The following is a 14694-nucleotide window of genomic DNA, read 5'->3' on the forward strand; positions in this document are numbered from 1 at the left end:
GCACCAGCTGCTCCAGGACCACACCCCGGACATCCGCGGGGAGTGTCCGGCCGGGCGCCGGGAGGGCGGCCCGGGCGAGCACGTCGTGTACCTCCGCGGTGAACACCAGGTCCGGCGGCGTGACCTCCGCGCGCGGGAAGAGGCCCCCCAGCCGGCTCCTCAGGCTGCGCTCCCCGTCCCCGATCAGCACCGCGCACACCCCGCGGTCGGTGGTGGCGACCAGCGCCGGTCCCAGCGAGCAACGGCCGGTCGCGTGACGGATCGTGGTGCCCCTGCCTCCCGCGCGGAAGGACTTCGGGGTCATGCCGAGGATCTCCGTCGACGCCGCGTAGAAGTGCCCGTTCGAGTTGAACCCCGCACTGTAGATGGCGTCGGACACGGCGGCGCCTCGCGCGAGCTCCCGGCGGACCCGCCGGGCCCGCACGGCCGCGAGGTAGGCGTGCGGTGTGATCCCGGTGCACGCCTTGAACATCCGGTGGAAGTGGAACTGGCTGTACCCGGCCGCCGCCGCGAGATCGTTCAGGCTCGGCGGCTGGGCCGAGCGGTCCATCAGCCGGCAGGCCCGCCGGACCGTCTCGCTGAAACCGTCGTGCTGGTCGGGGGCGGACCGGGCCGCCTCCCCGGTCGCGAACGCGGACGCGGACTCGGTCGTGGTCACTGCTCTCCCCCTGCTCACGTGCCTCCCCCGAGGGCTCAGGCGTGCTGCCTGAGCCTGCTGTGGTCTCTTACGGCCTTGCCGCGGGCGGTCCGCGGGAGTTCGCGCACGATGTGGTAGCGCGCCGGGGCGGCCGTCTCCCCGAGGAACCGCCGGCACCAGGACCGCAGCTCCTGCTGGTCCAGGCCGACCGGGCCCTGGACGTGGGCCTCGATCAGGTCGAGCCCGAGCACGACCGCGTCCGTCACCTGCGTGTGGGCCCTCAGGACGTCCTCGATCGCGAGCAGGTCCACGGCCGGACGGATGCCCCCCGCCGCCGCCCGGCCCCGCAACCGGAGCACGCCCGTCGCCGGATCGACGCCCACCAGGTCATGGGTCGACATCCAGCCCCCGCGGATCGGACCGTCCTCGTAGAGGTACGGCCGGTCCGGCACCAGGACCTCCAGGACGCCGTCGCGCACGCGGGTCGGCACACCGGGCGCGGGCCTGCCGATCGCCGAACCGCCGTGGTGCCCACGCAGGTCAGCGGCCACGATCCCGGTCTCGGTGGTGCCGTACGCCTGCCCCACCCGCACGCCGTACCGGGCCTGGAACGCGTCGGCGACCTCGCGGGGCAGCGTGTCGCCGCCCGAGATGGCGACCTTGAGCCGGGCGGACGCCCCGTCCGCCGCCAGCCAGCCGTAGTGCCACGGATTGCCGATCAGCACCTGCGCGTCACGGACCGCCTCGGCCACCGCCTGCGGGGTCTGCTCCAACGGGAACCGCACCGTGGCCGCCACAGCCAGCGCGTGCAGCAGCCCGCCGATCAGTCCGAAGGAGTGCGTGACGGATTCCAGCAGCGTCACCCGCTCGCCCGTGCGGGGCATCCCGTCCAGCAGCCGCAGCCGGCCCACCTCGGCCAGCAGCGACTCCGGGGTCCGGCCGACGGCCTTGGCCTGACCGGTCGCCCCGGAGGAGAAGTGGACCAGGCAGTGCCCGGTGGCGGCGTACCGCCCGGCCCGGCGGCGCCGTACGAACACCTCGCACTCGTCCACGAATGCCTTCTGCGCGCGGGACCACCCGCGCAGTTCGACGAGGAACCGCGGCCTGGCCGCCTCGATCCGGGCGTCGCGCTCGTCGGCGCCGAGCCCGGGCTCCAGGAGCACCACCTGGGCCCCGAGCGACCAGAGCGCGAGCAGCACCCAGATCTGGGTGAAGCTCGGGGTTCCGTACAGCACGACGGTGTCGTCCCGGCTGATGCCGTGACACCGCAGCAGTTCGGCCTGCCGGTGGACCTCTTCGCGCAGTCCGCCGAAGGTGACCTCGCCACGCGCCCGTGCCCAGATCGCGCGGTCCGCCCCGCGGTCGAGCAACGGGGTTCCCCACCAAGACTGTTCAGTCATCGCTACCCGCCCGGACGCCCAGGAGCGTCGGGCCCCGCCTCGGCGGGGCCCGACGTCCGCCGCCTACTTCTCGACGCAGTACTCGGCCACCGGCCAGCCGACGTGGCGCTTGTCGGTGGCGACGTAGCCGAGCAGCGCGTCACCCTTCTTCAGTTCGGTCACGTTGAGCACCGCCGCACCGGGGCCGAGCACACGCACGTGCCAGTCGTCCTGGACGATCAGACTGACCTCGACGCCCTCCTCGGAGACTGCCCTGATGCCGAGCAGCGGACGGGACTCCAGCTTGATCCGCCCCACCACGATCCGCCGGGTCCGGCCGTCGGCGCCGACCGCGAGCACGGCGCTGCCGGCCTTGAGCTCGCTGAGGTAGTTGGTGCGGTTGTCCTGGCCCAGCACGTAGGAGTGCAGTGCGCCCGCGTTGATGCGGAACGGCCGGGTCGGCATGTACGGCAGCGGGTGCGTCTCGCTCACGCACAGCACGAATCCGTGCGCGTAGCTGCCCACCAGCATGCCCTCGTCCTTCTCGAAGTGGGTGCACGTGTCGATGCACACGCGGTCGCCCAGGCCGAGGTGTTCGATGGACTCGACGGTCAGCTTCGACAGCTGCAGGTCGGGGGTCTTCGTACGCAGCATCTCGACGAGGGCGAACACATCGTTGGCGTCCCGGGGGGCCATCAGCACACCCTCGGAGCCCTTCTCCAGCACGTCGACGATGATCCGTGCCTCCTCGACGTCGGCGGCCTGGCAGATCAGCCGGCCCTCCGAGCGGTCGGCGGCGGCGATCACGATCTCCAGAGGGATCTTGGTCGGATCCTTGAACTGCACGACGGTGTTCGGCAGGGACATCGCCGCGTCGCAGGCGAGCCGGAGCGTCCGGTCGTCGGTGACGTTGACCAGCGCCGCCGTGCCCGGCTCGCCGTCGCGGTGCCGGGCCCGCAGCGCGCCGAGCCCGTCCAGGTCGGTGATCTCCTGAAGCACGGTCAGGTCGTGGTTGTCCTCGGGAACGGCACGCGGGCCGGGGACGTACACGCGCTTGACCGTGACCGGAAGTGTGGCGAGCCGCTCGGCGTCGTTGTCGACGATGGCGTCCACGCGGGCGTGGATGGCGGCGTCGACGACTGCCTCACGCTGCTCGGCGGAGACGGTGCGGATGTCGATCCAGGCAAATTTCACAGCACACCTGCCATCTGAGATCGCGGCGACGGCCCACTCGGGAGCACGTGGCCATGGATGATTGCGGCCAGTTCCCGGACCGCCTGTTCAGGGCTCGGGCTGGTGAAGACCCGGCGCCCGACCGCGAGTCCGCTGCACCCGGCGTCCAGTGCGGTGGCCGCGAGGGCGAGGAACTCCCGTCCGCTGTCGCCGCCCCCCGCGATGACGATCGGCAGCGGCGAGGCCGCCACCACCTCCGCCATCCGTTCCGCCGGGGCGGCAAGCACGGTCTTGACGATGTCGACCCCGAGATCCGCCGCGATGTTCGCCGCGTGGGCGATCAGCTCCGGCACAGCCGGGTCCGCGATCCGCGGACCACGCGGATAGATCATCGCCATCAGCGGAACGCCGAACCGCTCGCAGGCGGCCGAGACCGTGCCGAGGTCCGCGAGTTGGGCGGCCTCGGTGTCGGAGCCGACGTTGACGTGCACGCTCACCGCGTCCGCTCCGAGCCGGACGGCCTCCTCCACATCGCCGACCAGGACCTTGGCGTCGGTGTCACGCGCGTGTGCCGTGCTGGCGCTGAGGTGCACCACCAGCGAGCACCGGCTGAGCAGGTCCGGCGGGATCATCCGGGCCCGGCCCTTGTGGACGACGACCGCGTCGGCACCGCCCTCGACGATCTCCTTCACCAGACCGCTGAACCCGGCCGCGCTCACGACCGGACCGTCGGAGACGGAGTGGTCGAGCGGGACGAACAGGAACCGGCCGTCACCTGGCCGGGACAATCGTGCGAGGCGCACCGACTTTCCGGTGAGCGGCATGCTGAACATCACACACCTCTTCGTTCCTGGTCACAGGGACCGCTTCGAGCCCGCCGGACGTGGCGGCCAGGCCGTCGCACGAGGTCGTCCCGGCGACTCGGTCCATGGCTGCACTGTTTCAGCGGCCACTGAAGAATCGAGCCAAGCGCCGCGACCCGGCCGGTCCAGGCCGAGGTTGCGGTGGATGTCGAGAGCCGCCGTGGAGCGGTTGAGCGTGATGTAGTGCAGTCCCGGGGCCCCCTCGGCGAGCAGCCGCTCGGCCATCGCGGTGCCGTGGTCGACCCCGACGCGGTGTCCTTCGCGGGGGTCGTCCCTGGCCGCCTCCAGCCGGCGCGCGAGGTCGGTCGGGAACACCGCGTTGCTGAGCTCCGCGAACCTGCGGATCTGCCGCGCGTCGACGGCGGGCATGATCTCGGGGATGATCGGGATCTCGCAGCCGGCCCCGACGACCCGGTCGCGCAGCCGCAGGTAGTCCTCGACTCGGAAGAACATCTGGGTGACGGCGTAGTCCGCACCGCTTCGGCACTTCGCTACGAAATGCCGGATGTCGCTCTCCCAGTCGGGCGAACGCGGGTGGCGTTCGGGGAACGCCGCGACGCCGACGCTGAACGCGCCGGACTCCCGCACCAGCGAGACGAGCTCGTGGGCGTAGCGGAAGCCGTCCGGATGCGGCCGCCACGGGCCCGTGGGATCACCGGGCGGATCGCCCCGCAGTGCGAGCACGTCGCGCACCCCTGCGTCCGCGTACTGCCCGATGATGTGCCGCAGTTCGGCGACGGAGTGGCCGACAGCGGTCAGGTGGGCAACCGGCCGTAACGTCGTCGTCGCCGCGATGTCCTCGGTGATCTCCACAGTGCGCTGCCTGGACGAGCCGCCGGCGCCGTAGGTGACGGAGACGAAGGTCGGCCTCAGCGCCTCGACGCGTCGGATCGCCTGCCACAGACCGCGTGTGGCCTCCGGTGTCTTCGGAGGGAAGAATTCGAACGAGATGGACGGCCGGCCCTGCGCCAGCACGTCACCCAGCCTGCTCATACCCGGACTCCTCAGTGGGCTAGGGGGTACTGCACCCTCGCACCGGGCACTGAGGAGTAGCTGGAGCCTCCCGGGCTGTCGGAGGGGTCTTCTAGGCTGCCGCCATGGACGACTCCGCGTGGGCGACGATCGCCGAACTCAACCACTGGCTGACCAAGGACAGCGAACTGCCGGAGCAGACGCAGCAGATCCTGCAGATCCTGAAGATCTCCGAGGAGGCCGGCGAGGTCGCCGAGGCGGTGATCGGGGCCACCGGGCAGAACCCGCGCAAGGGGTTCTCGCACAGCTGGGGGGATGTGGAGCGGGAGCTGTGCGACGTCGTCATCACCTCGATGGTGGCGCTGGTGCAGCTCAACCCGGCGGCGGCGGAGGTGTTCGCGGAGCATCTGCGGCAGGTGCGAGCGCGCGCGCTCGGGCCGTCGTGATGACGACGGAGGGCTCGCAGCCGTAGCGCAGCGCCGCGGCGAGGGCGCGGACGGCGGCGCGGTCGCGGGAGGTGCGCAACGCGCCGCGGTGCGGGAGGCAGAGCTCCGCCGCGGCCCAAGAGGGCAGCAGGTCGGCGCCGCCCGCGACGAGGACCCGCATCGCGACACCGCGGGCCCGGTCCTGGACGAGAGAGCCGGGGGTGAGCAGGAACTCGACCGCGGCGAGCGCCGCCTCGGAGGCGGCGAGTCGGGGCCGCACCTCACGCAGGTAGGCGCGGACCTCGGCGAGCGAGCGCGGGACACCGGTCGCGCCCAGGCGCTCGGCGACGAGGGCGTACTCGTCGAAGTAGCAGTCCTGCTGACCACGCGTCAGCTGGGTCCGGGCGTAGCGCTGGTAGCCGGCGAGGAAGCAGGCCGTCTCGGCCACGTGCACCCAGCGCAGCAGGTCCGGGTCGGCGGCGTCGTAGGGGCGGCCGTCCGGCGCGGTGCCGCGCACGCGGTCGTGGACGCGGCGCACCCGCTCGATCGCGGCCTCGGCCTGGGCCGTGGAGCCGTAGCTGGTGACGGTGACGAAGCCCGCGGTGCGGTTCAGGCGGTCGATCGGGTCCTCGCGGTAGCGCGAGTGCTGGTCGACGCCGGCCATGGCGAGCGGGTGGAGCGACTGGAGCATCAGCGCGGCGACGCCCCCGGTGAACATGCCGGGCAGGTCCCCGTGGACCAGCCAGACGACGCTGTCGGGCCCGAACAGGCCGGGGTCGCCGTCGGGGCGGTCGTAGCGCGTGTGATCGAGGCCCGCGCCGTGGACGGTGGCGTAGACCTGGCGCTGGATGCGCTGCCGGACGAGGTCACGGGGTCGAGGTCGCACGGTTCCGTAGTACCTGAAAGATCAAAGGTTAGCCAGGTGGCAAGCAAGGGAAAGATAAGCGAACGGATGAAAATACCTTGTGATGCACGGCACGCTATTCCACAATCGTAGCATTTGTCCGATTTGTCGCTTTGCTCTGCCATGCACCACGTGTCATAGTCGATCTCGGAACGCCTCCGACCCGAGCGCGTCCGACGCCGGCGCGGCAACACCCCCCTGGCCGCGCAGCCCAATGCAGGGGCCCCATGATCGAACGAGATCCCGTGGGGCCCCGCATTGTCATTTCCGGCCCGTCGTCGCCGACGAGAGCCTAGACCGCGGCTCGCAGCTTGAGCTCGAACCAGACCGACTTGCCCCGCGACAGCACGTCGACGCCCCAGCGGTCGGCGAGTTGGTCCACCAGGCAGAGGCCGCGACCGGCCTCGTCCTCCGGGTCGCCCTTGATCAGACAGGGCAACGCCCGTGACGGGTCGCGCAGTTCGACCCGGATGCGCCCCGATCCGCGCAGCAGCCGGAGCACGAAGGTGCGCCCACCGGTGTGCCGGACCGCGTTCGCGACCAGCTCCGCGACCAACTGCTCCGCCACCTCACCGTGGCCGCCCAGCCCCCAGGACTCCAGGGCGGACAAGGTGAGCCGACGGGCGTGCGCGGTGACGCCCGGGGCGGCGACTAAAGGAGTGCCGTCGCCCTCGGGCGAGAGCAGGCGGGCCAGGCTCTGGAGCTCCTCGTCCAGCTCGCCCAACCCGACGATGTCGACCAGCCCCGACCGCTCGTCGATCACCCTCTGCTCCCGTACCACTTCGCCCTGTACTGCCATGACCCCATGATGGCGCGTCAGACGGCCCGGCGGGAGCTCATTGGCCAAAAAATCATCGATTGCTTCGGGCATATGCCAAATTGCTTTGCATACGCCCAGGTCAGCAAAGAGGAGCCGGGACGTCGGCTTCCGATCAGTTGAACTTGGCCTTCCCCGGGCCCTGTTCGACGAAGCTGCGCATGCCGATCTCGCGGTCCTCGGTCGCGAACAGACCTGCGAAGAGATTCCGTTCGATCGTCAGACCGGTGTCCAGATCCGTCTCCAGACCGCGGTCCACGGCCTCCTTGGCCGCACGCAGGGCATATGCCGGTCCGGCGGCGAGCTTGGCGGCCCAGGCGTGGGCGGTCGCGAAGACCTCCTCCGCCGGGACCACGTAGTCGGCCAGGCCGATCCGCAGCGCCTCCTCGGCGTCGACCATGCGACCGGTGAAGATCAGGTCCTTGGCCTTGGCGGGGCCGACCAGACGGGAGAGGCGCTGGGTGCCGCCCGCGCCCGGGATCAGGCCCAGCAGGATCTCCGGCTGGCCGAACTTGGCGTTGTCGGCGGCCACCCGGATGTCGGCGCAGAGCGTCAGCTCGCAGCCGCCGCCGAGGGCGTAGCCGGTGACTGCCGCCACGACCGGCTTCGGGATCCGCGCCACCGCGTCGAAGGACCCCTGCAGCGCCGGGCCGCGCTCCACCATGTCGGTGTAGCCCATGCGCTGCATCTCCTTGATGTCGGCGCCGGCCGCGAAGACCTTCTCGCCGCCCCACAGGACGACCGCGCGCACGTCCGCGCGGGCGGTGGCCTCCTCGGCCACCTCCTTGAGCTGGTCCTGCATCGCGATGTCGAGCGCGTTCATCTTCGGCCGGTCGAGCCGGATCACGCCGACGCCGTCCGCGTCGACCTCGAGCGTCACGAAGCGGTCCATCTGAGTGCCTCCCTGGCGGGACGTGGGTGCGTGCGCAGGCGCAGAGTGAACCGATGTTAACGCGACCGGGCCACCGCGTACGCGGTGGCCCGGCTCACATCATGTCCTCGCGGCGGTCGCGGCGGTCAGGACCTCAGTTGGAGGTCCAGGCCGACCAGCTCATGTTCCAGCCGTTCAGGCCGTTGTCCGGCTGGACGATCTCGTCCGGGGCGTTGACCACCTGGACGACGTCGCCGATCAGCGAGTTGTTGTAGAACCACGCCGCCGGCATGCCCGGGTCGCCACCGCCCTTCACGTCCTGCAGGCCGACGCAGCCGTGGCTGGTGTTCTGGCTGCCGAAGGTCGAGGCCGGGCGCCAGTAGTTGCCGTGCACGAAGGTGCCGGAGGTGGTGAGGCGCATCGCGTGCGGGACGTCCTTGATGTCGTACGCGTTGCCGAGACCGACCGTCTGGGAGTTCATGTCGGTGGTCGGGTCCTTCTCGGTGATCACCATCTTGCCGTTGTACGTGGTGTGCTGCGGGTCGCCCAGGCTGGCCGGCAGCTTCCTCAGCACCGAGCTCGGGCCGTTGTAGACGGTGAGCGTGTGCGCGTTGTTGTCGGCGACGCTGACCTGGTAGCGGCCGATGGTGAAGCTGACGTCCTTGTTCTGCTTGCCGTAGCCGACCTGGCCGGTGCGGACGCCGTCGAGGTGCAGGTGCAGGGTGACCTTGGTGCCGGGGGCCCAGTACTGCTGCGGGCGGAAGTCCAGCCGGTTGCTGCCGAACCAGTGGCCCTCGACGTCCACGGCCGGATCGGCGGTCACGGTGACCGCCTTGAGGACCGACGCCTTGTACTGGTCGGCCACGACGGAGGTGAAGTTGAGCGAGACCTCCATGCCGACGCCGTAGGTCGCGCCCGGGTCGACGTTGAAGTTGGCGATGTTGGTCGCCGCCGGCGTCAGCGTGGTGAAGCTGGAACGCTCGGTGACGTTCTTGCCGGTGGAGTCGTCGGCCGTGGCCACGACGCTGTACTTGGTGCCGGTGTGCAGGGCCCCGGCCGGGGACCAGCTGCTGCCGTCGCCGGATATCGAGCCGTCGACCTTGCTGCCGTCGTCACCGGTCACGGCTATCTGGGTCAGCTTGCCCTGCGCCACGCTCACCTTCAGCGTGCCGTCGGTGTCCACGCCGGTGGACCCGTTCTTGGGCAGGATCGTCACCGTGGCGGCGGAGTTGGCCACCGCGGACGCGCTCGCGCCGGCACCCGCGTCCGAGCCGGAGTGCCCGGTCGCGGCACCGGCTCCGCCACAGGCGCTGGCCGCGAGTATCGCGGCGCCCGTCGCCATGCCGAGCAGCACCCGTCGAACCTTGCTGTGCGCGAACAACGTCTCTCCCCTCCCGGAGTGTCCCCGAATGTCCCTGATCGGGGCCCCCGCGAGCATAACCCGACTGCCTGAGAGCTCCCGGAGAACTTGACGCGGCAACCCCGGTGGAAGGTTGCATCCGGGCGGTCGGTCGGACGCTCGGTGGCGGGCAGGGGGCTCGGTGGCGGGCCGGACGGTCAGCGGCCGACCGGATCTCAGTGCACGGCGCTGCCGGCGGTCCACTGGGACCACGACAGGTTCCAGCCGCTCATGCCGTTGTCCGGGGCCACCTGCTCGCCGTCGGAGCCGACGACGCGGACGACGTCGCCGATCATGGAGTGGGCGAAGAACCAGCCCGCCGCGGTGGTGGTGCTGCCGCCTCCGGCCACGTCGTAGAGGCCGATGCAGCCGTGGCTGGTGTTCGTCCGGCCGAAGACGGAGGCCGGGCGCCAGTAGACGCCGTGGACGAACGTGCCCGAGTCGGTGAGCCGCTGGGCGTGGGGGACGGCCGGGATGTCGTACTCGCTGCCGAGGCCGACGGTGTGCGAGTCCATGCGGGTCACCTTGTCCTGCTCGGAGATGACCATGACGCCCTCGTAGGTGGCGTGGCCGGGCCCGCCCGCCGAGATGTCGAGGGTGCGCAGGACCTGGCCGGCGCGGACGACGGTGAGGGTGTCGGCGTCCGTGTCCGCCGTGCTGATCTGGCTGCGGCCGACGGTGAAGCCGATCGACTTCTGCTGCGTGCCGTAGACGCCGGGCGCGCCCTCGACGTGCTTGAGGTTCAGGGCCAGGGTGACCCTGGTGCCCGGCGTCCAGAAGTGCTGCGGCCGGAAGTCGACGCGCTGGTCGCCGAACCAGTGCGCGGCGACGGGGACGGGCGGCCGGGCTGTGACGCTGATCCCCTTCTGGACGGTGGCCCGGTCCTTGATCGCGCGGTTGAAGCGGATCTCCACGATGAAGCCGACCCCGACGGTGCTGCGGTTCACCGGGTTGTAGAACCCGATGAAGGTGTTCCTGGGCACAAAGGTGGTGAACGAGGCGTGCTTCGCGGCCTGCAGGCCGTCCTGGTCGACCGCCAGCGCGTCGAGCGTGTAGCGGGTCTCCGGCTGCAGCTTGTCGGCCGGGGACCAGGCACTGCCGTCGGGGGTGATCGTGCCCGGGATCTCGTGGCCGTCGGCGTCCTCGAGGCGCACCTCGGTCAGCCGGCCGTCGCGGACCCGGGCGAAGACGCCGTCCTGCGCGGGGACCTCGGACGCGCCGTCGCCGGGGGTCAGCGTGACCTGCGCGGCCGAGACGCGCGCCGCGTCCGAGCTCGACCCTGAGGAGCCCGAGCAGCCCGCCACCAGCAGGGTGGGGACCAAGGCCGCCAGCGCCACCCGCTTCAGTCGTCCCGCCCAGGCACCCACGGCCGCACCACACTCCTCGATCGCACTGCTCCTCGTAGATCAACGAGGGCGAAAGAGGGACGACACGGGCGTCCAGGACGGGCATTCGGGTCAGATCAGCGCTGTTGATGGTGCAACCAGCGGCAGGGAGGGAACGTAACCGTAAACCGGTGGATCGGGACGTCCGCCGGACGGGGAGGTGCTGTCGATGGCGTTGCCCACGGAGCTGCGTCCGCCTCGGGAGGAACCCGAGCCGGGGAACGGGCCGCAGGACAGGGCCACCACCCGTGTCCTGCCGGGCAGTTGGCAGCCACTCGGGGCGCGCTGCCATGTGGGCGCCGACGGACGGCTGGGGACCAACTTCGCGGTGTGGGCGGGCGGCGCCGAGGGGGTCGAGCTCTGCCTGTTCGACGAGGAGGACCAGGAGACCCGACTGCCGCTGCGCGAGCAGACCTTCCAGGTCTGGCACGGCCACGTGCCCGGCGTCGGACCGGGCGCCCGCTACGGCTTCCGCGTGCACGGCCGCTGGGACCCGTGGACGGGCGCCCGCTGGAACCCCGCCAAGCTGCTCCTGGACCCCTACGCCCGCGCCGTGGACGGGGAGTTCCGACTGCACGACGCCGTCTACGGACACGTACGGACCTGGGCGGAGACCGACGTCGCGGACACCGTCCGGGACAACCGCGACTCCGCCCGCTACGCGCCCAGGTCCGTCGTCGTCCACGACACCGAGGACTGGTCCGACGACCGGCGGCCGAAGACGCCCTGGGCGGACACCGTCCTGTACGAGCTGCACGTGCGCGGCTTCACCCGGACCATGCCGGACGTGCCCCCCGAACTGCGCGGCACGTACGCGGGTCTGGGCCACCCCGCCGCCGTCGAGTACCTGACCCGGCTCGGCGTGACCGCCGTCGAGCTGCTGCCGGTCCACCAGTTCGCGCACGAGGAGCACCTGGTGCGCCGGGGCCTTCGCAACTACTGGGGCTACAACAGCATCGGCTACTTCGCCCCGCACGGCGGCTACTCGGCCAGCGGGACCCGGGGCGGCCAGGTCGGCGAGTTCAAGCGGATGGTCCAGGCGCTGCACCGGGCCGGGATCGAGGTCGTCCTCGACGTCGTCTACAACCACACCGCCGAGGGCGGCGAGGGCGGCCCGACGTGGTCGTTCCGGGGGCTGGACAACGCCGGGTACTACCGGCTCCAGCCACACAACCGCCGCGCCTACGCCGACTTCACCGGCTGCGGCAACACCCTGGACGCCACCGCGCCGCAGGCGCTGCGCCTGATCACCGACTCGCTGCGGTACTGGGTCACCGAGATGGGCGTGGACGGCTTCCGCTTCGACCTGGCCAGCGTGCTGGCGCGCGGCGCCTTCGACGTCGACATGCGGGCGCCGTTCCTCTCCGCCGTCTTCCAGGACCCGGTGCTCAGCCGGGTCAAGCTGATCGCCGAGCCGTGGGACGTGGCGCTCGGCGGCTACCAGGTGGGCAACTTCCCGCCGCTGTGGACGGAGTGGAACGACCGCTACCGCGACACCGTCCGCGACTTCTGGCGCGGCGCGCGGCCGGACGTGCGCGAGCTCGGCTACCGGCTGGCGGGCTCCTCCGACCTCTACCAGCGGGCCGGGAGGCGGCCGTTCGCCTCCGTCAACTACGTCACCGCCCACGACGGCTTCACGCTGCGCGATCTGGTCTCCTACAACGGCAAGCACAACGAGGCGAACGGCGAGGACAACCGCGACGGGACCGACGACAACCACTCCTGGAACCACGGCGCCGAGGGCCCGACCGACTCGCCCTCCGTCAACGCCCTCAGACGCCGCCAGCTGCGCAACCTCACGGCCACCCTGCTGCTCTCCACGGGCGTGCCGATGCTGCTCGCGGGCGACGAGTTCGGCCGCACCCAGGGCGGCAACAACAACGCCTACTGCCAGGACAACGAGACCGGCTGGGTCGACTGGTCGCTGCTGGAACAGGACGAGTGGCGGCAGCTGCACGCGCTCACGGCCCGGCTGATCCGGCTGCGCCGCGAACATCCGGTGCTGCGGCAGCGGGCCTTCTTCTCCGGCCGCCCCGCCCACCCCGGCGGCCTGCCGGACCTCACCTGGTTCCGCCCGGACGGCGCGGAGATGACCGAGGCGGACTGGTACGCGCCCGGCGCGACCCTGGCGATGCTGCTCGCCGGCGACGACCTGACCGGGCGCGACGCCCGCGGGGAGACCACACCCGACGACAGCTTCCTGCTGATCCTGCACGGCCACCACCGCGGCATCCGGTTCACGCTCCCCGGCCTGCCGTGGGCGCGCTGCTACGAGACGGTGGTGGACACCTGCGCGGAACAGCAGGCCGTCACGGACGGCCGGCACGTCCCCGCCGGCGAGACGCTCACGGTGGCGGGCCGGTCCCTGCTGCTCCTGCGCGTGTGCGAACGCGACGGCCGGTGAGCGCGGAACGCGACGGCCGGTGAGGGCGGGATTGCGCCCGTGCCGCGACGGCCGTGCGGGGACGCCTGCGCCGCTCAGTACCCGCCTCCGCCGCCGCTCGGGGGCGGGGCCTGGGTGGTGCCGGGAGTCGAGCCGGTCACGGTCACCGCGTGCCAGGTGAAGGGCTGGCCACCGAAGGAGTCCTTGACGCCCTGGCCCTTGGCGTCCCCGGACGCCTCGTCGCCGAGGAAGGTGTAGAGCGGGTGGCCCTGCTCGGTCAGTTGCAGGGTGCCGTCGGACCGGGTGACGGTGGTGAAGGCGAGCCCGCCGACGGGGGCCGGGGCGGCGGCGACCGTGACCGGCGTCCAGACGGCCGCGCACTTCGCCCCGCACAGGATCCTGACCGTGGCGTCCTGGTCGTCGAAGTAGGCGGTCCTGCCGTCGGCGTCGAGGACGGTGCCGACGCCGATGATGCGGTGGGTGGTCAGCTGCACCGGGCGGCTCGGCGGCGCGACGCTGTCGTTCGTGGCCGTGGAGGAGCAGCCGGCCGCGACCAGGCCGGTGAGGAGCAGGGTGAGGACCAGGGGTCGAGGCTTCATGATCGGCTCCCCTCGAAGGTGCCCCCCGCATTCCAGTACGCGCCGACCGGCCCGGATCTTCAACCGCGGCGTTTCCCGCGACCCGGTTGAACCGAACCGCCCAGGGGCGCGTACTGGAGGTGTGGACTCCGCACCGACCTCGGACGCGGCCTTCGTCTCCGCGCTGTACGCGCGCTACGGACGGTCGGTGCTGGGCCATGTGCTGCGCCTGGTCGGCGGCGACTACCAGCGCGCCGAGGACCTGACCCAGGAGACCTTCCTGCGCGCCTGGCAGCACCGGGACGCGCTGGACCTGGACCGCGCCGCGCCGTGGCTGCACACCGTCGCCCACAACCTGACGGTCTCCGCCTTCCGGCGGGCCCGTGCCAGACCGGCCGAGGCGCCCTTACCGGAGGACGACCGGGGCGGCCTGGCCGACGACGGCGAGGCGGAGCTGGACCGGATGCTGGAACGCTGGCAACTGCTGGAGGCCATGCGCGGCCTGCGGCCCGAGCACCGCGAGGTGCTCATCGAGGTCTACTACCTGCGTCGCACCGTGGCGGAGACGGCCGAGCACCTGGGCATTCCGCCGGGCACGGTCAAGTCCCGCTGCTACTACGGGCTGCGGGCCTTGAGGAACGTTCTGGAGGAGAGAGGAGTGACTTCCCGATGACGACATGCCGGGAGAGCGTCCAGCTCGGCGCCTACCTGCTCGGGGCCCTCGATCCCGAGGAACGGGCGGCGCTGGAGGCGCACATCTCCGGGTGCGCGGAGTGCCAGGCCGAGCTGGTCGCCATGGCCCCGCTGCCGGGGCTGCTGCGGCACACCCCGTTCGAGGAGCTGGACGAGACGGCGGCGGCCGCGCAGACCCTCACCCCGCAGAACCTCGCGCCCCCGCAGCCCACCCC

General features: G+C 71.6%; 15 protein-coding genes. 4 read left to right on the top strand and 11 right to left on the bottom strand.

The window, feature by feature from the left end; all coding sequences use genetic code 11:
- From TR50_RS35625 to metF, 5 genes are all read right to left on the bottom strand, one after another.
- Positions 1 to 658: helix-turn-helix domain-containing protein (locus tag TR50_RS35625; RefSeq protein ID WP_201776919.1), on the bottom strand; the 658-nt coding region annotated here is incomplete at its 3' end.
- Positions 659 to 693: 35 nt separating this feature from the next.
- A complete protein-coding gene (locus TR50_RS35630; protein WP_063775210.1) occupies positions 694 to 2037 on the bottom strand; it encodes a class I adenylate-forming enzyme family protein in 1344 nt (447 codons plus the stop codon).
- A gap of 63 nt (positions 2038 to 2100) precedes the next feature.
- On the bottom strand, positions 2101 to 3210 hold the full coding sequence (locus TR50_RS35635; protein ID WP_042432018.1) for a 3-dehydroquinate synthase II family protein: 1110 nt from the start codon (positions 3208 to 3210) through the stop codon (positions 2101 to 2103).
- Positions 3207 to 4013, bottom strand: a complete 807-nt coding sequence (locus TR50_RS35640) for a 2-amino-3,7-dideoxy-D-threo-hept-6-ulosonate synthase (RefSeq protein ID WP_042432069.1) — start codon at positions 4011 to 4013, stop codon at positions 3207 to 3209. Before TR50_RS35640 ends, TR50_RS35635 begins: the two co-directional genes overlap by 4 nt.
- A gap of 30 nt (positions 4014 to 4043) precedes the next feature.
- Positions 4044 to 5045 carry a methylenetetrahydrofolate reductase [NAD(P)H] gene (metF, locus tag TR50_RS35645; protein ID WP_084701553.1) on the bottom strand — a complete coding sequence of 334 codons (1002 nt, stop codon included), beginning with the start codon at positions 5043 to 5045 and terminating at the stop codon, positions 4044 to 4046.
- Between the two features lie 104 nt (positions 5046 to 5149).
- Between metF and TR50_RS35650 the strand changes: the two genes are divergently transcribed.
- Positions 5150 to 5470: a MazG-like family protein gene (locus tag TR50_RS35650; protein ID WP_052441722.1), complete on the top strand. Its 321-nt coding sequence runs from the start codon at positions 5150 to 5152 to the stop codon at positions 5468 to 5470.
- Here the strand turns inward: TR50_RS35650 and TR50_RS35655 are convergent.
- From TR50_RS35655 to TR50_RS35675, 5 genes are all read right to left on the bottom strand, one after another.
- Entirely contained in the window at positions 5397 to 6335 is a 939-nt protein-coding gene (locus TR50_RS35655) for an oxygenase MpaB family protein (RefSeq protein ID WP_042432021.1), read from the bottom strand. The genes TR50_RS35650 and TR50_RS35655 overlap by 74 nt on opposite strands.
- Before the next feature lie 310 nt (positions 6336 to 6645).
- Positions 6646 to 7152: an ATP-binding protein gene (locus tag TR50_RS35660; protein WP_042432024.1), complete on the bottom strand. Its 507-nt coding sequence runs from the start codon at positions 7150 to 7152 to the stop codon at positions 6646 to 6648.
- Positions 7153 to 7285: 133 nt separating this feature from the next.
- Entirely contained in the window at positions 7286 to 8062 is a 777-nt protein-coding gene (locus TR50_RS35665) for an enoyl-CoA hydratase/isomerase family protein (protein ID WP_042432027.1), read from the bottom strand.
- 133 nt (positions 8063 to 8195) lie between these two features.
- On the bottom strand, positions 8196 to 9479 hold the full coding sequence (locus TR50_RS35670) for a L,D-transpeptidase (RefSeq protein WP_084701555.1): 1284 nt from the start codon (positions 9477 to 9479) through the stop codon (positions 8196 to 8198).
- 137 nt (positions 9480 to 9616) lie between these two features.
- Entirely contained in the window at positions 9617 to 10807 is a 1191-nt protein-coding gene (locus tag TR50_RS35675) for a L,D-transpeptidase (RefSeq protein ID WP_042432033.1), read from the bottom strand.
- A gap of 187 nt (positions 10808 to 10994) precedes the next feature.
- Between TR50_RS35675 and glgX the strand changes: the two genes are divergently transcribed.
- Positions 10995 to 13229 carry a glycogen debranching protein GlgX gene (gene glgX / locus TR50_RS35680; protein WP_042432080.1) on the top strand — a complete coding sequence of 745 codons (2235 nt, stop codon included), beginning with the start codon at positions 10995 to 10997 and terminating at the stop codon, positions 13227 to 13229.
- 74 nt (positions 13230 to 13303) lie between these two features.
- Here the strand turns inward: glgX and TR50_RS35685 are convergent, their stop codons facing one another.
- Positions 13304 to 13807 (bottom strand): COG4315 family predicted lipoprotein, encoded by a 504-nt coding sequence (locus TR50_RS35685; protein WP_052441723.1) that lies wholly within the window; start codon positions 13805 to 13807, stop codon positions 13304 to 13306.
- Positions 13808 to 13928: 121 nt separating this feature from the next.
- On the opposite strand from TR50_RS35685, the gene TR50_RS35690 reads away from it, so the two are divergent.
- Both TR50_RS35690 and TR50_RS35695 read left to right on the top strand, forming a co-directional pair.
- Entirely contained in the window at positions 13929 to 14459 is a 531-nt protein-coding gene (locus TR50_RS35690) for a sigma-70 family RNA polymerase sigma factor (protein WP_042432035.1), read from the top strand.
- On the top strand, positions 14456 to 14694 hold a 239-nt coding region (locus tag TR50_RS35695; RefSeq protein ID WP_042432038.1), incomplete at its 3' end, for an anti-sigma factor family protein. The genes TR50_RS35690 and TR50_RS35695, both read left to right, overlap by 4 nt.

The organism is Streptacidiphilus anmyonensis, from assembly GCF_000787855.1.
In the GTDB taxonomy this organism is placed as follows: Bacteria; Actinomycetota; Actinomycetes; order Streptomycetales; family Streptomycetaceae; genus Streptacidiphilus; species Streptacidiphilus anmyonensis.